The 20,652-nt window shown below is 46.3% G+C and carries 20 protein-coding genes and 1 other annotated feature; all 20 genes read left to right on the plus strand.

Features of this window, described 5'->3' with window-relative positions:
* Positions 1 to 74: 74 nt before the first annotated feature.
* A complete protein-coding gene (rlmB, locus tag GUA98_RS27895; RefSeq protein WP_095293430.1) occupies positions 75 to 821 on the plus strand; it encodes a 23S rRNA (guanosine(2251)-2'-O)-methyltransferase RlmB in 747 nt (248 codons plus the stop codon).
* A 5-nt stretch (positions 822 to 826) separates the two neighbouring features.
* Positions 827 to 1,348 (plus strand): NYN domain-containing protein, encoded by a 522-nt coding sequence (locus GUA98_RS27900; RefSeq protein ID WP_095293429.1) that lies wholly within the window; start codon positions 827 to 829, stop codon positions 1,346 to 1,348.
* Positions 1,349 to 1,520: 172 nt separating this feature from the next.
* Complete coding sequence (gene sigH, locus GUA98_RS27905) at positions 1,521 to 2,165, plus strand: RNA polymerase sporulation sigma factor SigH (RefSeq protein ID WP_024633601.1); 645 nt, start codon at positions 1,521 to 1,523, stop codon at positions 2,163 to 2,165.
* A gap of 303 nt (positions 2,166 to 2,468) precedes the next feature.
* On the plus strand, positions 2,469 to 2,618 hold the full coding sequence (rpmG, locus tag GUA98_RS27910; RefSeq protein ID WP_072735843.1) for a 50S ribosomal protein L33: 150 nt from the start codon (positions 2,469 to 2,471) through the stop codon (positions 2,616 to 2,618).
* 21 nt (positions 2,619 to 2,639) lie between these two features.
* Positions 2,640 to 2,831 carry a preprotein translocase subunit SecE gene (secE, locus tag GUA98_RS27915; protein WP_024633600.1) on the plus strand — a complete coding sequence of 64 codons (192 nt, stop codon included), beginning with the start codon at positions 2,640 to 2,642 and terminating at the stop codon, positions 2,829 to 2,831.
* Positions 2,832 to 2,853: 22 nt separating this feature from the next.
* On the plus strand, positions 2,854 to 3,387 hold the full coding sequence (gene nusG / locus GUA98_RS27920; protein ID WP_056697652.1) for a transcription termination/antitermination protein NusG: 534 nt from the start codon (positions 2,854 to 2,856) through the stop codon (positions 3,385 to 3,387).
* A gap of 68 nt (positions 3,388 to 3,455) precedes the next feature.
* Complete coding sequence (rplK, locus tag GUA98_RS27925; protein WP_053779217.1) at positions 3,456 to 3,881, plus strand: 50S ribosomal protein L11; 426 nt, start codon at positions 3,456 to 3,458, stop codon at positions 3,879 to 3,881.
* A 95-nt stretch (positions 3,882 to 3,976) separates the two neighbouring features.
* On the plus strand, positions 3,977 to 4,669 hold the full coding sequence (gene rplA, locus GUA98_RS27930; RefSeq protein ID WP_127540933.1) for a 50S ribosomal protein L1: 693 nt from the start codon (positions 3,977 to 3,979) through the stop codon (positions 4,667 to 4,669).
* Between the two features lie 67 nt (positions 4,670 to 4,736).
* Positions 4,737 to 4,884, plus strand: a sequence feature (ribosomal protein L10 leader region).
* Positions 4,885 to 4,907: 23 nt separating this feature from the next.
* A complete protein-coding gene (gene rplJ / locus GUA98_RS27935) occupies positions 4,908 to 5,411 on the plus strand; it encodes a 50S ribosomal protein L10 (protein ID WP_095293427.1) in 504 nt (167 codons plus the stop codon).
* 72 nt (positions 5,412 to 5,483) lie between these two features.
* Positions 5,484 to 5,846 (plus strand): 50S ribosomal protein L7/L12, encoded by a 363-nt coding sequence (rplL, locus tag GUA98_RS27940; protein WP_095293426.1) that lies wholly within the window; start codon positions 5,484 to 5,486, stop codon positions 5,844 to 5,846.
* A 96-nt stretch (positions 5,847 to 5,942) separates the two neighbouring features.
* Complete coding sequence (locus GUA98_RS27945) at positions 5,943 to 6,560, plus strand: class I SAM-dependent methyltransferase (RefSeq protein WP_127540935.1); 618 nt, start codon at positions 5,943 to 5,945, stop codon at positions 6,558 to 6,560.
* A gap of 393 nt (positions 6,561 to 6,953) precedes the next feature.
* Positions 6,954 to 10,499, plus strand: coding sequence for a DNA-directed RNA polymerase subunit beta (gene rpoB, locus GUA98_RS27950; protein WP_095293424.1), 3,546 nt, complete (start codon positions 6,954 to 6,956; stop codon positions 10,497 to 10,499).
* Between the two features lie 112 nt (positions 10,500 to 10,611).
* Positions 10,612 to 14,226, plus strand: coding sequence for a DNA-directed RNA polymerase subunit beta' (gene rpoC, locus GUA98_RS27955; protein ID WP_193725093.1), 3,615 nt, complete (start codon positions 10,612 to 10,614; stop codon positions 14,224 to 14,226).
* A gap of 203 nt (positions 14,227 to 14,429) precedes the next feature.
* Positions 14,430 to 14,678: a ribosomal L7Ae/L30e/S12e/Gadd45 family protein gene (locus GUA98_RS27960; protein WP_076292165.1), complete on the plus strand. Its 249-nt coding sequence runs from the start codon at positions 14,430 to 14,432 to the stop codon at positions 14,676 to 14,678.
* A 154-nt stretch (positions 14,679 to 14,832) separates the two neighbouring features.
* Positions 14,833 to 15,255 carry a 30S ribosomal protein S12 gene (rpsL, locus tag GUA98_RS27965; protein WP_017692070.1) on the plus strand — a complete coding sequence of 141 codons (423 nt, stop codon included), beginning with the start codon at positions 14,833 to 14,835 and terminating at the stop codon, positions 15,253 to 15,255.
* A gap of 86 nt (positions 15,256 to 15,341) precedes the next feature.
* Entirely contained in the window at positions 15,342 to 15,812 is a 471-nt protein-coding gene (gene rpsG, locus GUA98_RS27970; RefSeq protein ID WP_056697679.1) for a 30S ribosomal protein S7, read from the plus strand.
* A gap of 47 nt (positions 15,813 to 15,859) precedes the next feature.
* Positions 15,860 to 17,938 carry an elongation factor G gene (fusA, locus tag GUA98_RS27975; protein ID WP_193725094.1) on the plus strand — a complete coding sequence of 693 codons (2,079 nt, stop codon included), beginning with the start codon at positions 15,860 to 15,862 and terminating at the stop codon, positions 17,936 to 17,938.
* 99 nt (positions 17,939 to 18,037) lie between these two features.
* Entirely contained in the window at positions 18,038 to 19,228 is a 1,191-nt protein-coding gene (gene tuf / locus GUA98_RS27980; RefSeq protein WP_193725095.1) for an elongation factor Tu, read from the plus strand.
* Positions 19,229 to 19,663: 435 nt separating this feature from the next.
* Positions 19,664 to 19,972: a 30S ribosomal protein S10 gene (rpsJ, locus tag GUA98_RS27985; protein WP_017692074.1), complete on the plus strand. Its 309-nt coding sequence runs from the start codon at positions 19,664 to 19,666 to the stop codon at positions 19,970 to 19,972.
* Positions 19,973 to 20,015: 43 nt separating this feature from the next.
* A complete protein-coding gene (gene rplC, locus GUA98_RS27990; protein WP_095362280.1) occupies positions 20,016 to 20,639 on the plus strand; it encodes a 50S ribosomal protein L3 in 624 nt (207 codons plus the stop codon).
* The last annotated feature ends 13 nt before the right edge of the window (positions 20,640 to 20,652 follow it).

Consider the following 20,652-nt stretch of genomic DNA (forward strand, 5'->3'; position numbering starts at 1 on the left):
CAACTTAGTCGTTCCTGTGGTACAAGCCAATGTAGGAGGCATATGCAGGACGTAATAGAGAGGACCGAAGCAATATGGAAGAAGAATGGATTGCTGGTAAGCACTCCGTGACGGAGGCGCTGCGTTCAGGACGCACCATCAACAAAATATGGATCGCTGATACTGCACAGAAACACTTGACCCAACCAATTATCGCGGAAGCCAAAAAACTCGGTATCGTAATTCAGCATGTGGACAAGCGCAAATTGGATCAAACCGTGCCGGGCATTCAGCATCAGGGTGTTGTGGCGCAAGCGGCCCCTTATGCTTATGCTGAGGTAGAGGATATTTTGGAGGCGGCAAAATCGAAGAATGAGCATCCGTTTTTGATTTTGCTGGACGAAATTGAAGATCCGCATAACCTGGGTTCCATTCTGCGGACAGCTGACTGCACGGGGGCTCACGGTGTTATTGTCCCTAAGCGGCGTTCAGCATCAGTGACTGCAACGGTGTCCAAAACTTCTGCAGGTGCAGCTGAATATGTACCGGTTGCTAGGGTTAGCAACCTGGCTCAGACGATTGATCGTCTCAAGGAAGAGGGCGTGTGGGTTGTGGGTACGGATGTAACTGCACGTGAGCCGGTGTTTGGCAATGGTGTATTTACAGGACCGGTAGCCCTGGTTATCGGGAACGAAAACAAAGGTATGGGCCGACTGATTCGTGAGAAGTGTGATGTACTGGTCAAATTGCCGATGCAGGGACAGATTAACTCCCTGAATGCTTCCGTGGCGGCGGGTGTTGTCATGTACGAAGTGCTTCGTTCGCGCCAAGCACAGGGATAGATGGTATGGCTGATTCCCGGGATGTGCTTCTGGTAGACGGGTATAACATGATTGGTGACTGGCCGGAACTGTCCAGACTGGCAGAGAGTGGGCTCGAGGAGGCGCGGAATCGTCTTCTCTTCCGTCTTGCCGACTATCAGGCGTTCTCCGGTCGCAAGGTCATCGTTGTTTTTGATGCCTATCTCGTACCCGGACTTGGTAAAACATACACACAGAGCAAGGTGCAGATCTATTTTACCAAGGAAAAAGAGACGGCTGACGAATGCATTGAGAGACTCGTACGGGAACTAAGCTCGCGGAGACGCCAAATCTATGTAGCCACAAGCGATATGGTAGAACAGCATGTCATTTTTGGACAGGGAGCATTACGTGTATCTGCCAGAGAGCTGCTGATCGAAGTGGAGCAGAATGAGAAAGAATTGCAGAAACGTCTGGAGGAGGATCAGGCCAAGTCCACACGTAATACACTGGGAGCCAAGCTTAGCCCGGATGTGTTGAAGCAATTTGAGCGCTGGCGGCGTGAATAGGGGAACTGTTTTACAAATATTTCAATTTTTGAAAGTCTTGACAATTATGTTATTCATGTTCTTTTTTAGGGATAGCGTGGTTGACGGTGTAAGGTGCCATCATATATACTGTTCGTATATTTCATAGAGTAGAGTAACGGTGTACCTTGCGTTGCAGCCGGAGGGATTGTCTGTGAGTGTCGACCTCAAAGATATCATGTTATCAAAGTATGATTACCAAAGTGACGAAGACATTGTCGAAGCGGTCCGTGAAGGTGAGAGCGAAGCGCTGGAGTTTTTGATTAACAAATATCGCAACTTTGTACGCGCCAAGGCAAGATCTTATTTTCTGATTGGGGCAGACCGGGAAGATATCATTCAGGAAGGAATGATTGGTCTCTACAAATCCATTCGGGATTTCAAGGGAGACAAGCTGGCTTCGTTCAAAGCTTTTGCCGAGCTGTGTATCACCAGACAGATTATTACGGCAATCAAGACGGCAACACGTCAGAAACATATTCCGCTTAATTCCTATGTATCGTTGGACAAGCCAATCTATGATGAAGAATCCGATCGTACGTTACTCGATGTGATTTGTGGAACCCAGGTCAGTGATCCGGAAGAGCTTATCATTAACCAGGAAGAGTTTGTAGGTCTGGAAGATAAGATGTCGGAGATTCTAAGTGACTTGGAACGAAAAGTGTTGATGTTGTATCTGGACGGGAGATCTTATCAAGAGATTGCAGTAGATTTGGACCGACATGTGAAGTCCATTGATAATGCACTGCAGCGCGTGAAGCGCAAACTTGAAAAGTACCTGGAAGTTCGAGATAATTGAACAATGTTGCTATTGACGGAAAAGGCTCGGTGTTTGAGTCTTTTTTTGCTGCTCTAAGTTTATAAGTCAAAAGATTGATAATACTAGTAATCGCTTGGTCCAAGCAGGAGAAGAGAAAAATCAGAGACGCCCGAACTACACATTTTTTGAACGGAACTTTTACCAGTGATGAAAGGCTATTCTTTCATTGACATGGTTATACCCTTATGATAAAGTGTTTTAGGTAGGCCTAAATTCGCGGCTTTTTTTAGGATCAATTTAGAGACTCTGCTTTAAAGTGGAAGTCTTCGGGAGGTGTACATCATGCGGGTAATTATTACTTTGGCTTGTACAAACTGCAAACAAAGAAATTACACTACGACAAAAAACAAGCGTAATCACCCCGACCGCATGGAGATGAAGAAATTTTGCAAGTTTTGTAACGAGCAGACTTCTCATCGCGAAACCAGATAGTTTTTGGGAGGTGTAGTCGGCGTGAAACGTAGTTTCAAATCTCTGATTTCCTTTTTCTCAGAAAGCTGGGCTGAACTTAAAAAAGTTCGCTGGCCTAATCGTAAAGAGCTGACCAACTACACATTGATCGTTCTTGGTACTGTTGTGGTTATGACGCTGTTTTTTTGGGTCGTTGATATCGGCATCTCCGCTGTGATCGAAGCGATTATTTAAGAAGGGTCCCAGGTGGCTTGATATGGAAAAAAGATGGTACGTCGTTCATACCTACTCAGGGTATGAGAATAAGGTCAAAGCCAATTTGGAAAAACGCGTAGAGTCCATGGGCATGGAAGACAAGATATTCCGCGTTCTTGTTCCTATGGAAGAAGAAGTGGTAAACAAGGACGGTAAGAAAAAAACCGTTATGCGTAAAGTTTACCCCGGCTATGTCTTGGTGGAAATGATCCAAACGGATGACTCTTGGTATGTTGTTCGCAATACACCGGGTGTTACGGGATTTGTCGGTTCGACAGGTTCCGGGTCCAAACCAACTGCTCTGTTGCCTGAAGAAGTGGAACAAATTCTGAAGCACATGGGTATGGTTGAGCCGAAGCCGAAAATTGAATTCGACATTAAGGAATCCGTACGAATTAAAGTTGGTCCTTTTGCGAATTTTGTGGGCTCCGTGGAAGAAATTTTGGTAGACAAAAGCAAGTTGAAAGTGCATGTGAACATGTTTGGACGGGAAACGCCGCTTGAGTTGGAATATACACAAGTGGAGAAGATATAGTCTCTTCAAGTTTCTTGTGGGAGGACCGAAAGGTTCGTTAACCACTATTTTGCAAGGAGGTGTCAATCATGGCAAAAAAGGTAATCAAAATGGTAAAACTGCAAATTCCAGCAGGTAAAGCGAATCCAGCGCCTCCGGTAGGTCCAGCTTTGGGTCAAGCAGGTGTCAACATCATGGCATTCTGTAAAGAGTTCAACGCTCGTACAGCCGATCAAGCGGGATTGATTATTCCTGTGGAAATCACAGTGTTCGAGGACCGTTCCTTTACTTTCATCACTAAAACTCCACCAGCAGCAGTTCTGTTGAAAGTGGCAGCTAAAGTGGAAAAAGGATCCGGCGAACCGAACAAGAAAAAAGTTGCTACTGTTAAACGTGATGCGGTACGTCAAATCGCAGAACAAAAAATGCCTGACCTGAATGCAGCGAACGTTGAGTCCGCAATGCGTATGGTCGAAGGTACTGCCCGTAGCATGGGTATCACCATCGAAGACTAATTTTTCATCTGAAACATGGCTTCGTAAAGCCGGCCGATTCGCGGCCGGTTGATGTGGGAGGTATATCCGCTAAAACCACAAAGGAGGAATATAACATGGCTAAACACGGTAAAAAATACCTGGAAGCTGCTAAGCTGATCGACAGCGAAGCAACTTACGAGCCTTCAGAAGCTGTAGAGCTTGTGAAAAAGGCAGCCACTGCAAAATTCGATGAAACAATCGAAGCAGCAGTACGCTTGGGCGTTGACCCACGTAAGCAAGACCAGGCTGTACGTGGTGTAGTTGTCTTGCCACACGGCACAGGTAAAACACAACGCGTATTGGTATTTGCAAAAGGTGACAAAGCGAAAGAAGCGGAAGCGGCTGGCGCGGACTATGTTGGTGATGCAGACATGATCAACAAAATCCAACAAGGCTGGTTCGAATTCGACGTCTGCGTAGCGACACCAGATATGATGAGTGAAGTAGGTAAATTGGGCCGACTGCTCGGCGGTAAAGGTCTGATGCCTAACCCTAAAGCCGGAACGGTAACTTTCGATGTAACTAAGGCTGTTCAAGAAATCAAAGCCGGTAAAATCGAATATCGTCTGGATCGTGCAGGTCAAATTCATGCACCGATCGGTAAAGCATCTTTCTCTGCAGAGCAACTGAACGAGAACTTGAAAGCTCTCATGGACGCTCTGAACCGTGCTAAACCGGCGGCAGCAAAAGGTGTTTATCTGAAGAATGTTTCTCTTTCTTCCACGATGGGCCCTGGCGCACGCGTGAACGCAGCTTCTTTTAGATAATATCTGTTGACAGACTTGTTCTGTTTTGATATGATATAAAAGTTGTGAGTCCGAGTGACTGACCGTTGACATTTGAATATGCTTGCCGTAGACAGTAGGTGCCATCAGGCTTAATTTCCTACCGAGGTATGATTATAGAACTTAGAACGATGTAAATCGATGATGAGTATATATCAAGCCTTCGTGATTCTACGGAGGCTTTTCTTAATGGGATAAATTTGATCAGGAGGTGTACAGTTTGGCAAACGCAAAAGTGATTCAAGCAAAACAAGAGTCCGTTGATGCAGTAACAGCGAAATTGCGCGAGAGCGCTACGACAGTTGTTGTTGACTATCGCGGTCTGAACGTTGCCCAAGTAACTGAGCTGCGTAAGCAGCTTCGTGAAGCCGGAATCGAATTCCAAGTGCTGAAAAACACATTGCTTCGCCGTGCGACTGCTGCAGCAGAACTGACAGAACTCGATAGCGTTCTTACAGGTCCTACTGCAATTGCATTCAGCGCCGAAGATGCTGTGGCTCCAGCCAAAATTCTGAACGACTTCGCTAAAAAGAACGACGCACTGGAATTGAAAGGTGCAGTTGTTGAAGGTCGTGTAATCGGAGTAGAAGAAGTTAAGGCTTTGGCAGAACTGCCATCCCGCGAAGGTCTCCTCTCCATGCTCCTCAGCGTGCTTCAAGCGCCAGTGCGCAACTTCGCGCTTGCGGTTAAAGCAGTTGCGGAAAAAGAAGAACAAGGCGCGTAAGCTACTTGATCTGATCGCTGTTTAGGCAGCATTGAATGACAAAAAAATAAAATTATATATGGAGGTTCAATCATGAGTAAAGAGCAAATCTTGGAAGCAATCAAAGGCATGACTGTACTGGAACTGAACGATCTTGTTAAAGCAATCGAAGAAGAATTCGGCGTAACTGCTGCAGCTCCAGTAGCTGTTGCAGGTGGCGGAGCTGCTGCAGCAGAAGCTGAGCAATCCGAGTTCGACGTAATCTTGGCAAGCGCTGGCGCTTCCAAAATCAACGTTATCAAAGCAGTTCGTGAAATCACAGGTCTTGGCCTGAAAGAAGCTAAAGAAGTAGTTGACAATGCTCCAAAAGCATTGAAAGAAAAAGTTAGCAAAGAAGAAGCTGAATCCATCAAAGCTAAATTGGAAGAAGCAGGCGCTACAATCGAAGTTAAATAATTTGGCTTTTACAAGCTAAATGAACAAAACAACAAACCCCTTGACTTATATCAAGGGGTTTGTTGCTGTAATTGTATATGGAAAGTGAGTGAGGACATGTCCAATCATTATTATTCGGACAAACCGCAGGTCGCACATGACAGACGGGCAACGGAAGCGGAGCTTCGTGGATGGAAATTGCGATTCGTTACCGATGCAGGTGTATTTTCCAAGAGCGGAATCGATTACGGCAGCAGAGTACTGATTGATGCAGTAGAATTAACTGCTGGGGCTCATGTTCTGGATGTGGGTTGCGGGTATGGACCAATTGGTCTTACGGCAGCCAAGCTTGTACCCGAAGGACATGTCACCATGATCGATATCAACGAGAGAGCGGTTGAGCTTTCCAGAGAAAATGCAAAAGCAAATGGAATCACGAATGTAACGGTATTACAAAGTAATCTACTTTCTGAAGTGAACCAGAGGGACTTTGACGCAGTTCTAACCAACCCGCCGATCCGAGCAGGGAAGGAAACCGTTCATACCATTTTTGAGCAGGCGCATCAGCATCTGAAGGTAGGTGGTTCGTTGTGGATTGTCATTCAGAAAAAGCAAGGGGCTCCTTCGGCAAAAGCGAAGCTGGAATCCTTGTTTGGAAGAGTGGAAGAAGTGACGAAAGACAAAGGCTACCGGATTTTCAAAGCGGTGAAAACGGAGGACTCGTCCGAAGGGTAGTTTCCGATTTGTAAAGTAAGCAGGGGAGCATTTTTTTTGCAATAGGACTATTGACTTGAAATTCAGGTCGTGGTATTATTGTAAAATGTCAGTATTAAGATGCCCTACTTGGCTTTAGCTAACTAAAAATGTCAATCTTTTTTTACGCCGAACGGGCTTATTATGCCTACGTTTGGCGTATAATATGTACATTTTGGGCAAACTGGGGATAAGTATGATTTTGGAAGACATCCGCCGATCAAAGTTGCTCTTTTTTCGAACGACATTCGAGTAAGGGCTTTTCTTTATTTGTGGATGCATTGCTTTGCTCTGTATGTGTACCATTATAAGGTTACAAACAGAGGTTCGCAACGAAATTTTTAAAGTGAGTAGACATTGAGGGGTGAGTTTAAGTTGGCAGGACATCTTGTTCAATATGGTCGACGCACTCGGCGCAGTTATGCACGAATTAACGAGATACTCGAAGTTCCGAACCTGATTGAGATCCAACAAAAATCTTACGATTGGTTTTTGGAGGAAGGGTTGCGCGAAATGTTCCAGGATATCTCGCCGATCCAGGATTTTACAGGCAACTTGATTTTGGAATTTATCGATTACAGTCTCGGTGAACCGAAGTATACAGTAGACGACGCGAAAGAGCGTGACGTTACTTATGCAGCACCGCTTCGGGTCAAAGTCCGGCTCATTAATAAGGAAACCGGCGAAGTCAAAGAGCAGGAAGTATTCATGGGAGATTTCCCGCTGATGACCGAAACCGGCACATTTATTATTAATGGTGCGGAACGGGTTATTGTCAGCCAGTTGGTTCGCTCTCCTAGCGTTTACTTCAGTACCAAAGTAGATAAGAACGCCAAAAAAACGTATACCGCTACAGTTATTCCTAACCGCGGCGCTTGGCTCGAATTGGAGATGGACGCGAAGGATGTTGTATACGTCCGGATCGACCGTACACGTAAAATTCCAGTTACGGTTCTCCTGCGTGCTCTTGGTTTTGGCACAGACGCTGAGATTCTGGATCTGCTCGGTAATGACGAATATATTCGCAACACGCTGGACAAAGACAATACGGATTCCACGGAGAAAGCGCTGATTGAAATTTATGAGCGCCTTCGTCCGGGCGAGCCGCCAACGCTGGATAACGCGAAAAGCTTGCTCGTAGCTCGTTTCTTTGATCCAAAACGCTATGACCTAGCTAACGTAGGTCGTTACAAAATCAACAAAAAGCTTCACATCAAAAACCGTTTGTTCAATCAACGTTTGGCTGAGTCTCTCGTTGATACTGAAACTGGCGAAATTATCGCCGAAGCAGGTCAAATGGTAGACCGTCGTTTGCTCGATGAAATCATGCCTTATCTGGAGAAGAGTGTTGGCTTCCGTACGTATCACGTAGCTAACGGGGTTCTGGATGCGAATGATATTCCAATGCAAACGATTGACGTGTTCTCGCCGATTGAAGATGGTAAAGTCGTTAAGTTGATTGCCAATGCTAACATTGATAAATCAGTGAAGAACGTAACACCGGCAGATATCATTTCTTCAATCAGTTACTTCATTAACCTTCTGCACGGCATCGGAAGCACAGATGATATCGATCACCTGGGTAACCGTCGTCTGCGTTCGGTTGGTGAACTCTTGCAGAATCAATTCCGTATCGGTTTGTCCCGTATGGAACGTGTTGTTCGTGAGAGAATGTCCATTCAGGATGCTAACGTGATCACGCCACAGGCATTGATTAACATACGTCCTGTAATTGCATCCATTAAAGAGTTCTTCGGTAGCTCCCAATTGTCACAGTTTATGGATCAAACGAACCCTCTGGGTGAATTGACGCATAAACGTCGTCTGTCCGCACTCGGACCGGGCGGTTTGACACGTGAGCGTGCAGGCATGGAAGTCCGTGACGTCCATCCATCCCACTATGGCCGGATGTGTCCAATCGAGACTCCAGAGGGACCAAACATTGGTTTGATCAACTCCTTGTCTACATTTGCCCGTGTGAACGAATATGGTTTCATTGAAGCTCCATATCGCTGGGTAGATCCGAAGACTGGTGTCGTAACCGAGCAAATCGATTATCTGACAGCAGACGAAGAGGACAACTACGTTGTCGCACAAGCGAACGCGAAACTGAATGAAGATGGAACTTTTGCAGAAGAAGCGATCATTGTACGTTACAACAAACAATCGGATAACATCCTTACGATGCCGAGCGAGCGCGTTGACTACATGGACGTATCTCCTAAACAAGTTGTATCTGTCGCTACAGCGCTTATTCCGTTCCTTGAAAACGATGACTCCAACCGCGCACTGATGGGATCCAACATGCAGCGGCAGGCGGTTCCTCTCTTGATTCCTAAAGCTCCGCTCGTAGGAACAGGTATGGAACACAAAGCTGCAAAAGATTCCGGTGTATGTATTGTCTCCAAATATGACGGGATTATTGAACGTTCTTCTGCGAATGAAATCTGGCTCCGTCGTGTGGAAGAGGTAGATGGCCAAGAAGTTAAAGGCGATATCGTTAAATATAAATTACACAAATTTATGCGTTCGAACCAAGGAACATGCATTAACCAACGTCCGATTGTCAAACGTGGTGCTGTTGTCAAAGCTGGCGACATCCTCGCTGACGGTCCTTCGACGGAAATGGGCGAATTGGCTTTGGGACGCAACGTCGTTGTTGCCTTCATGACTTGGGAAGGTTACAACTACGAGGATGCGATTCTGCTTAGTGAAAAACTCGTGAAGGAAGATGTTTACACATCCATCCACATCGAGGAGTATGAGTCAGAAGCGCGTGATACCAAGCTCGGACCTGAAGAAATCACACGTGACATCCCTAACGTAGGGGAAGAAGCGCTGCGTAACCTCGATGAGCGTGGTATTATCCGGATTGGTGCCGAAATCGCTGCTGGCGATATCCTGGTTGGTAAAGTAACGCCTAAAGGTGTAACTGAACTGACTGCAGAGGAACGTCTCCTGCATGCAATCTTCGGTGAGAAAGCACGTGAAGTTCGTGATACGTCCTTGCGTGTGCCTCACGGTACGGACGGGATCGTCGTAGACGTGAAAGTATTTACCCGTGAAAACGGTGATGAACTGCCTCCAGGTGTTAACCAGCTCGTTCGTGTCTATATCGCTCAAAAACGGAAAATCTCCGAGGGTGATAAAATGGCCGGACGTCACGGTAACAAAGGGGTCGTGGCTCGTATTCTGCCGGAAGAAGATATGCCATTCCTGCCGGACGGAACACCGGTTCAAATCGTTCTTAACCCGCTGGGCGTACCTTCCCGGATGAACATCGGTCAAGTGCTCGAAGTTCACTTGGGTATGGCTGCTATGCAGCTCGGTATCCACGTAGCTACCCCTGTATTCGACGGAGCGAAAGAGTATGACGTCTTCGATACGATGGAAGAAGCAGGTATGCAGCGTAATGGTAAAACCGTTCTGTACGATGGCCGTACGGGTGAAGAGTTTGAACGTGAAGTAACTGTCGGCGTCATGCACATGATCAAGCTGGCGCACATGGTTGATGATAAAATCCATGCCCGTTCCACAGGTCCTTACTCACTCGTTACGCAACAGCCGCTGGGTGGTAAAGCCCAATTCGGTGGACAGCGTTTCGGGGAGATGGAGGTTTGGGCGCTTGAAGCATACGGCGCTGCCTATACTCTGCAAGAAATCTTGACTGTTAAGTCCGATGATGTTGTTGGTCGGGTGAAAACATATGAGTCCATTGTCAAAGGTGAGAATGTTCCGGAGCCGGGTGTTCCTGAATCGTTCAAAGTATTGATCAAAGAGCTGCAAAGCTTGGGTATGGACGTTAAGATTTTGAGTGAAGATGAACAAGAGATTGAAATGAAAGAAATGGACGATGAAGATGACGCTGCGAGCGATAAGCTCAGCCTCAACCTTGAGGGTTCAGAGGTCGGAGTGGAGTAACCGCTTCGGGCGCATGATGACCGGCGTTTTTCATCAGGCTCGCGTCTTGCTCCGGCTTCGGCCGGAGAAGGCGTAACCTAGAATACAGGAATTGGTTAAGGAGGGTTGCTCCTTGTTGGACGTCAACAATTTCGAATACATGAAGATCGGGCTTGCTTCCCCAGAAAAAATTCGTTCTTGGTCCCGCGGAGAAGTGAAAAAACCGGAAACGATCAACTATCGTACGTTGAAACCGGAAAAAGAAGGGCTGTTCTGCGAAAAGATTTTTGGCCCTACGAAAGACTGGGAATGTCACTGTGGTAAATACAAACGCGTTCGTTATAAAGGCGTTGTCTGTGACCGCTGTGGTGTTGAAGTAACACGTGCCAAAGTACGTCGTGAACGGATGGGCCATATTGAGCTCGCTGCTCCGGTATCGCACATCTGGTACTTCAAAGGTATTCCGAGCCGCATGGGTCTCGCTTTGGATATGTCTCCAAGATCTCTCGAGGAGATTATCTATTTTGCATCTTATGTAGTAACTGATCCAGGAGAAACTCCACTGGAGAAAAAACAGCTGTTGTCCGAGAAAGAATACCGCAGCTACCGTGAAAAATACGGATATGGATTCCAAGCTGGCATGGGTGCAGAAGCGGTTAAAAAACTGCTTCAAGACCTTGATGTAGACAAAGAGCTTGAATTCCTGAAGGAAGAGCTCCGCACTGCACAAGGACAACGTCGCAACCGTGCAATCAAACGTCTGGAAGTTATTGAAGCTTTCCGCAACTCAGGTAACAAACCTGAGTGGATGATCATGGATGTACTTCCTGTTATCCCGCCGGAACTTCGTCCGATGGTACAATTGGATGGTGGGCGTTTTGCAACGTCTGACCTGAATGATCTGTACCGCCGTGTAATTAACCGGAACAACCGTCTGAAACGCTTGCTTGATCTGGGCGCACCAGACATTATCGTGCAGAACGAAAAACGGATGCTGCAGGAAGCTGTTGACGCATTGATCGACAATGGCCGTCGCGGACGCCCGGTAACGGGTCCTGGTAACCGTCCATTGAAATCCCTCAGCCACATGCTGAAAGGTAAACAAGGACGTTTCCGTCAAAACTTGCTCGGTAAACGTGTTGACTATTCTGGTCGTTCCGTTATCGTTGTCGGACCTTACCTGAAGATGTATCAGTGTGGTCTGCCAAAAGATATGGCACTTGAACTGTTCAAGCCTTTCGTAATGAAAGAACTTGTGAATAAAGGGCTTGCCCACAATATCAAGAGCGCGAAACGTAAAGTTGAGCGTGTAAGTCCTGAAGTATGGGATGTTCTTGAAGAAGTAATTAAGGAGCACCCGGTTCTGCTCAACCGTGCCCCTACGCTTCACCGTCTCGGTATTCAAGCATTCGAACCAATTCTGGTTGAAGGTAAAGCCATTCGTCTTCACCCACTCGTATGTACGGCATACAATGCCGACTTTGACGGTGACCAAATGGCCGTGCACGTTCCGTTGTCTGCTGAGGCACAAGCGGAAGCACGTATCCTGATGCTTGCATCTGGTAACATTTTGAACCCGAAAGACGGTAAACCAGTTGTTACTCCTTCCCAGGATATGGTCCTAGGCTCTTACTACCTGACTATGGACAACAAGGAAGAAAAGGGAACTGGCATGATCCTGCGTACAGTGAACGAGGCTGTATCTGCGTATCAACGCGGTACTGCCGGCTTGCATGCACGCGTGGCGATTCCGGTTAAAGCCCTGGGTAAAACTAGCTTTACTGAAAAACAACAAGATGCAATGTTACTGACAACTGTCGGTAAAATCATCTTCAATGAAATTTTCCCAGCAAGTTTCCCTTACATTAACGATGCAACTCGTGCAAACCTTTATCAAGGTACTGCAGAGCATTTCTTTGTGTATGAGAAGGGGACTGACCTGAGAGAAGCAATCATGAATGCACCTCAAGCAGGTGGTGTTGGTAAGGAATATCTGGGTACAATTATCGCTCGTTGTTTTGAAATTTACCATACAACGGAAACAGCCGTTATTCTGGATAAAATCAAACAACTTGGATTCACATACTCCACTCGTGCCGGTATTACGGTTGCGGTGTCGGACGTTATCGTTCCAGATGAGAAAACGGATATCCTTAAGCAGTCCGAAGAAAAAGCACAAATCGTTACGAACCAGTACCGTCGTGGTCTGATTACGAACGAAGAGCGCTATGACCGCATCATTGATATCTGGTCTAAATCGAAAGATGATATTACCGAGATTCTGATGAAGTCGATGGATCGTTATAACTCTATCATGATGATGGTTGACTCCAAAGCACGGGGTAACAAATCGCAAATCACCCAATTGGGCGGTATGCGTGGTCTGATGGCCAACCCGTCCGGTCGTATCATCGAACTCCCAATCAAATCGAACTTCCGTGAAGGTCTGACGGTACTCGAGTACTTCATCTCGACACACGGTGCGCGTAAAGGTTTGGCCGATACGGCCTTGCGTACAGCCGACTCAGGTTACCTGACTCGTCGTCTCGTAGACGTGGCACAAGATGTGATCGTGCGTGAAGATGATTGTGGTACAGATAAAGGATTTACGGTTAGCCGTATCCAGGATGGTAAAGAGGTTATTGAAGATCTCTATGACCGTATCGAAGGAAGATACTGCTTCGAAACTGTTCGTCATCCAGAAACAAAAGAAATTATTGCACACCGCAATGAATTGATTGACTCCGACAAAGCAGAGGCAATCATCAAAGCAGGTGTTACCAAATTGCAAATCCGCTCCGTACTCAGCTGCCGTGCTCGTCATGGTGTCTGCAAAAAATGTTACGGTCGCAACCTGGCGACTGGTAAACACGTGGAGATCGGTGAAGCAGTTGGTATTATCGCTGCGCAATCCATTGGTGAGCCAGGAACACAGCTGACAATGCGTACGTTCCACACCGGTGGTGTAGCCGGAGACGATATCACGCAAGGTTTGCCGCGTATCCAGGAGTTGTTTGAGGCTCGTAATCCTAAGGGTCAAGCAACGATCAGTGAGATTGACGGTATTGTCAAAGAGATTCGCGAAGCAAAAGACCGTCGCGAAATCGAAATTCAAGGTGAAGCGGAATCCAAAGTTTACTCCGTTACCTACGGTTCCCGTGTTCGCGTAAGCGAAGGTATGGAGATCGAAGCAGGCGACGAGCTGACTGATGGTTCCATCGATCCAAAAGAAATGCTGCGCATCAAAGGCGTACGTGGTGTACAGAACTACATTCTGCAGGAAGTACAACGCGTATACCGTAACCAGGGCGTAGAAATTAATGATAAACACGTTGAAGTTATGATCCGTCAAATGCTGCGTAAAATCCGCATCGTCGATGCAGGAGATACAACGCTGCTGCCAGGATCGTTCGTAGATACGCATGAGTACGAAAGAGCTAACAAAACAGCGATTCTTAGTGATAAAGAGCCAGCGGTTGCGAAACCAATCTTGCTCGGTATCACAAAAGCGTCTCTCGAAACAGACTCCTTCCTCTCTGCGGCATCGTTCCAAGAGACTACACGTGTACTGACAGATGCAGCGATCAAAGGTAAAGTCGATCAGTTGCTCGGTCTGAAGGAGAATGTAATCATCGGTAAATTGATCCCTGCAGGTACAGGTATGAACCGTTACCGCAGCATCAAGTTTGCTGAGCCGGAAGATGGTCAATCTTCAGTTGAAGAACTTGAGCCTGTTTCCGTTGATTAAATAGATTCCCCCTGTTTAGGGTGAATATAAAGTTTTGTATGTCAGGGGATGGACGTCTGTTTAATACAGATGGACATTTCCTGATGTACGAAAACTTTGAATAAATGTTTTACGATTAGCATTGACATTGCTTGCGCTAGATGCTAATATATCAAAGGTGCGTGAGCAGCTGATTGTATATGTCCTATTCGGAGGAATGAACAATGTCTAATGAAAAAGGCCTGCAAGATGCTCATGTCAAAATAGGTACAAAACAGACCATGCGGATGGTTCAGTCAGGAATGGCTGCTGAGGTCTATGTGGCCGAAGATAGTGATCCGCAGCTCACTTCCAAAATCATTGCCTTGTGTGAACAACACAATGTGAAGTACACGAAAGTGGACACAATGAAAAATCTCGGCAAAGCTTGCGGGATTGGAGTGGGAGCAGCAATGGCTGCTGTCGCAAAATGATAGGGTAAGGAACGTTTTTGTCCGAGAACTTTTTAGGGATTCTCCAAGGCAAAAACTTTTCATTTGTCTTTTTATGAACCGCCTGGGTCTGTGGACTTAGCGATAAGAGGTTTATAAAGAAACATGAACAATTGAGGAAGGGGGTGGCAATCACATGCCAACTATTAACCAACTGGTACGCAAAGGACGTCAAGCTAAAGTTGAAAAGTCCAAATCACCAGCATTGCAAAAAGGGTTCAACGCTTTGAAACGTGAATCTACTAACATCAGTGCCCCACAAAAACGTGGTGTCTGCACTCGTGTAGGTACAATGACTCCACGTAAACCGAACTCTGCACTTCGTAAATATGCCCGTGTTCGTTTGACGAACCGTCTCGAGGTAACTGCTTATATCCCGGGTATCGGACATAACTTGCAAGAGCACAGTGTTGTATTGATTCGCGGAGGTAAAGTTAAGGACCTTGCAGGGGTTCGTTACCACATCGTTCGTGGAGCACTCGATACTGCAGGCGTGAACAACCGTATGCAAGCTCGTTCTAAATACGGTGCTAAACGTCCTAAAGCTAAAAAAGCCTAACACATTATAAGAAGCGATCCTGAATATCCTTTGGCTTAATGTCCAGAGTACAGGATCAGCTTAGCAAGAAAGAAAGGGGGATATCCATGCCACGCAAAGGTCCAGTTACGAAAAGAGACGTGTTGCCAGATCCGGTATACAACTCCAAGTTGGTTACTCGTTTGATCAACCGCATCATGCTCGACGGAAAACGCGGTGTTGCTCAAAGCATTCTGTATAATGCGTTCAAGTTGATCCAAGAACGCACGGGTAATGACCCGATGGAAGTATTTGAGACAGCAATCAAGAATATTATGCCAGTCCTGGAAGTTAAAGCTCGCCGTGTCGGCGGTGCCAACTACCAAGTACCAATCGAGGTAAAACCAGAGAGACGTACTGCTTTGGGTTTACGTTGGCTCGTGAACTACTCCCGCAACCGCGGTGAGAAAACAATGGAAGAGCGTTTGGCGGCTGAGATCATCGACGCTTCCAACAACACAGGCGCTTCCGTTAAGAAACGTGAAGATACGCACAAAATGGCTGAAGCGAACAAAGCGTTTGCTCACTACCGTTGGTAGGATTCAGTTCACAATAAAAACTTCAATTTTGAAGGGAGACCCATTTCATGGCAAGAGAGTTCTCCTTGAAAAATACACGTAATATCGGGATCATGGCTCATATTGATGCGGGTAAAACCACGACAACTGAGCGGATCTTGTTCTACACAGGCCGTACGCACAAAATCGGTGAAGTTCACGAAGGCGCTGCGACAATGGACTGGATGGAACAGGAACAGGAGCGCGGAATTACGATTACTTCCGCTGCGACTACCGCTGCTTGGAAAGGCCACCGCGTTAATATCATTGATACCCCGGGACACGTTGACTTCACTGTTGAAGTTGAACGTTCCCTTCGTGTATTGGACGGAGCAGTTGGTGTATTCAGTGCGAAAGAAGGCGTTGAGCCTCAGTCTGAAACTGTATGGAGACAGGCTGACCGTTACGGCGTACCTCGTATCGCTTACGTAAATAAAATGGATATCATCGGTGCTGACTTTTTGAACGTTGTCGCTGACATGCGTGATCGCCTTCAAGCGAACGCTGTTGCGATTCAACTGCCAATCGGCGCTGAAAATGATTTCACTGGTATCATCGATATCGTTGAACAAAAGGCTCATATGTACAAAGATGACCTTGGTCAAAATATCGAAGAAACCGAAATTCCTGCGGAATTTGCTGATCAAGTTGAAGAACTCCGCAACGAATTGATTGAGCGGGTTGCAGAACTCGACGAAGAATTGACTATGAAATACCTGGAAGGCGAAGAGATCACTGTTGAAGAGATCAAATCCGCTCTCCGTAAAGGTGTAGTAGAAGTTAAGATCTTCCCAGTAATCTGTGGATCCTCTTATCGTAACAAAGGTGTTCAACTGATGTTGGATGCTGTTATCGACTACTTGCCAGCTCCAGTTGACGTTCCGGCAATCAAGGGTCTCCTTGAAGACGGAACAGAAGCAGTTCGCAAGTCTTCCGATGAAGAGCCATTCTCTGCATTGGCCTTCAAAATCATGACTGACCCTTACGTTGGTAAATTGACATTCTTCCGCGTGTACTCCGGTATTCTTCAATCCGGTTCTTACGTATTGAATGCCACTAAAAACAAACGTGAGCGTATCGGTCGTATCCTTCAAATGCACGCGAACAGCCGTCAAGAGATCACTGAAGTTTACTCCGGTGACATTGCAGCTGCCGTAGGTTTGAAAGATACTGGTACAGGTGATACACTATGTGATGAGAAAAACCCGGTTATCTTGGAATCGATGAACTTCCCTGATCCGGTTATCGAAATCGCCGTTGAACCTAAAACCAAAGCTGACCAAGATAAAATGGGTGTTGCTCTCGGCAAGTTGACAGAAGAGGATCCAACTCTTCGCGCTCACACTGACGAAGAAACAGGCCAAACAATCTTGGCAGGTATGGGTGAGCTTCACCTTGATATCATCATCGACCGTATGCGTCGTGAGTTCAAGGTTGAAACTACTGTGGGTAAACCACAAGTAGCTTACCGTGAAACATTCCGTGCTCCAGCGCGTGTTGAAGGTAAATTCGTTCGTCAATCCGGTGGTCGTGGTCAATACGGTCACGTATGGGTTGAGTTCGAACCACTCGAGCCAGGTACAGGCAGTCAGTTCGAAAGTAAGATTGTCGGTGGTTCGGTTCCGAGAGAATACATTCAACCAGCACTGTCAGGGATTGAAGAGCAAATGAAAAACGGCGTTATTGCAGGCTTCCCGCTTGTAGACGTTAAGGCTACAATTGTAGACGGATCTTACCATGATGTCGATTCCAACGAGATGGCATTTAAAATTGCCGGATCGATGGCGCTGAAAGCAGCAAAAGACAAATGTAGTCCAGTTCTGCTTGAGCCAATCATGAAAGTGGAAGTAACCGTTCCGGAAGAGTACATGGGTGACGTTATGGGTATGCTTAACTCCCGTCGTGGCCGCATTGAAGGTATGGATTCCCGTAGTGGAGCTCAAATCATTCGTGCTAAAGTACCATTGTCCGAAATGTTCGGATACTCTACAACTCTTCGTTCCGGTACTCAAGGACGCGGCGTATTCTCCATGGAGCTTTCTCACTATGAAGAAGTTCCTAAGAGCATCGCTGAAGAGATCGTTGCCAAAACAAAAGGCACCGAGTAGTTTTCTCACACTGGACGCTAGTGCTTAGGGATATAATCTTCTAGATGCTAACGTCCAGTGAAAACATAAAATTTAACATTTTAAGGAGGCCACGTTCAAATGGCAAAGGCTAAATACGAACGTAATAAACCACACGTTAACATTGGTACTATCGGTCACGTCGACCATGGTAAAACAACTCTGACTGCTGCAATCACTACTGTATTGTCCAAAACTTACGGTGGCGCAGCGATCGCTTTCGATCAAATCGACAAAGCTCCAGAAGAGCGCGAACGCGGTATCACAATCTCCACAGCACACGTTGAGTACGAAACTGACGCTCGTCACTACGCTCACGTTGACTGCCCTGGTCACGCCGACTATGTTAAAAACATGATCACTGGCGCGGCTCAAATGGACGGAGCTATCTTGGTAGTATCCGCAGCTGACGGCCCAATGCCACAAACTCGTGAGCACATCTTGCTCTCCCGTCAAGTAGGCGTACCTTACATCGTTGTATTCTTGAACAAATGCGACATGGTTGAAGACGAAGAGTTGTTGGAACTGGTTGAAATGGAAGTTCGCGACTTGCTCAACGAATACGAGTTCCCAGGTGACGATACTCCAATCACTCGTGGATCCGCTCGTGAAGCTCTGCAAAACCCTGATGGTGAGTGGGCTCAAAAAATCGTTGAGATGTTCAAAGAAATCGATACTTACATCCCAACTCCAGAGCGCGACACTGACAAACCTTTCTTGATGCCAGTTGAGGACGTATTCTCCATCACTGGTCGTGGTACAGTTGCTACAGGTCGTGTAGAGCGTGGTACTGTTAAAGTCGGTGAAGAGATCGAAATCGTGGGTATCCACGAAGAAACTAAAAAATCCGTAGTTACGGGCGTTGAAATGTTCCGTAAATTGCTGGATTCCGCTCAAGCGGGTGACAACATCGGCGCATTGCTGCGTGGTGTTGACCGTGAAAGCATCGAGCGTGGACAAGTACTTGCTAAACCAGGTTCTGTTAAACCACACACAGAATTTACAGCTCAAGTATACGTTCTGACTAAAGAAGAGGGTGGACGTCACAAACCTTTCTTCACAGGATACCGTCCACAATTCTATTTCCGTACAACTGACGTAACAGGTATCATCAACCTGCCAGAAGGTACTGAAATGGTAATGCCAGGCGACAACATCACAGTAACTGTACAACTGATCGCTCCAATCGCGATCGAAGAAGGTACACGCTTCGCGATCCGCGAAGGTGGACGTACAGTTGGTGCCGGTGCGGTTGCATCCATCCAAAAATAATTCAGCTTTCCGCTGAGTAAGCATATGCAACAGTGTACTGGAACGAGTAACATTGTACTGTAACGAAGCTTCGGAAGAGTTCTTTATCCGACATCGGATAGAGAACTCTTTTATTATGTATAAGAGATTCGGAACCTGCGTCATAATGTGAATAGCATTCAAATGTATAGAAAGATCGGTTAAGGCAGCTTGCATAACAATTAAACAACACATTAAACAACGTCATTTCGATATGAAAAGATTAGTTTAAATGTTTTTCTTAAATATGCTTGCAATACGCCCATTTTTTCTATATAATAATGAATGTTGTTCTGAGACGTTGCGATGATGTGAGAGGTTACTGACACACCCGGCCCCTTTGCCATGGGAGGGATGTCGGAAAATTTTCACGGAGTATGTCCGATAATAAATTGGGCGATAGAAGGAGGGACTAAAATGGCAAAGCAAAAAATTCGTATTCGTTTGAAAGCTTACGACCACAGAATTCTTGATCAATCCGCGGAGAAAATTGTTGAAACAGCAAAACGTTCGGGTGCTGGTGTATCCGGTCCGATTCCGCTTCCAACTGAAAAACAAATCATTACTATTCTACGTGCGGTACACAAGTACAAGGATTCTCGGGAACAGTTCGAGCAACGCACACATAAGCGTTTGATCGACATCGTTAACCCGACTCCACAAACTGTGGATGCCTTGATGCGCTTGGATCTGCCGTCCGGTGTAGATATCGAAATCAAACTGTAATATAAATCAATAAGACCATGTATAAAGGAAAAGAGGTGTCAACATGAAAGGTATCTTAGGAAAAAAACTTGGAATGACTCAAGTGTTTACCGCTGAAGGTAACGTAGTACCAGTAACGGTTATCGAAGCAGGACCTTGTGTTGTTTTGCAAAAGAAAGATCTTGAGAACGATGGCTACGAAGCAGTTCAAATCGGTTACTCCGATAAGAAAGAGAAAAATGCCAACAAGCCAGAAGCAGGACACGCTAAAAAAGCGAATACTGCCCCTAAGCGCTACGTTCGTGAACTTCGCGGCATCAACATCGCGGAATATGAAGTTGGCCAAGAGTTGAAAGCTGACATTTTCGCAGAAGGCGAATTCGTTGACGTAACGGGTATTTCTAAAGGTAAAGGTTTTGCCGGCGTAATCAAACGTTGGGGACAAAGCACTGGACCTATGTCTCACGGTTCTCGTTATCACCGTGGCCCGGGTTCGATGGGTTCGATCCAAGCTAACCGCGTTCCTAAAGGCAAACACTTGCCAGGACACATGGGTCATGAGACAGTTACAATCCAACGTCTTGAAGTTGTTAAAGTAGACGCTGAGCGTAACGTGTTGCTCGTGAAGGGTTCCATTCCTGGACCGAAAAACAGTCTTGTAAAAGTTAAAGAAACGGTGAAAAAATAACCACTGAAGAAAG

This window comes from Paenibacillus sp. P13VS (genome assembly GCF_015143645.1).
GTDB classification, from domain to species: Bacteria; Bacillota; Bacilli; order Paenibacillales; family Paenibacillaceae; genus Paenibacillus; species Paenibacillus xylanilyticus_A.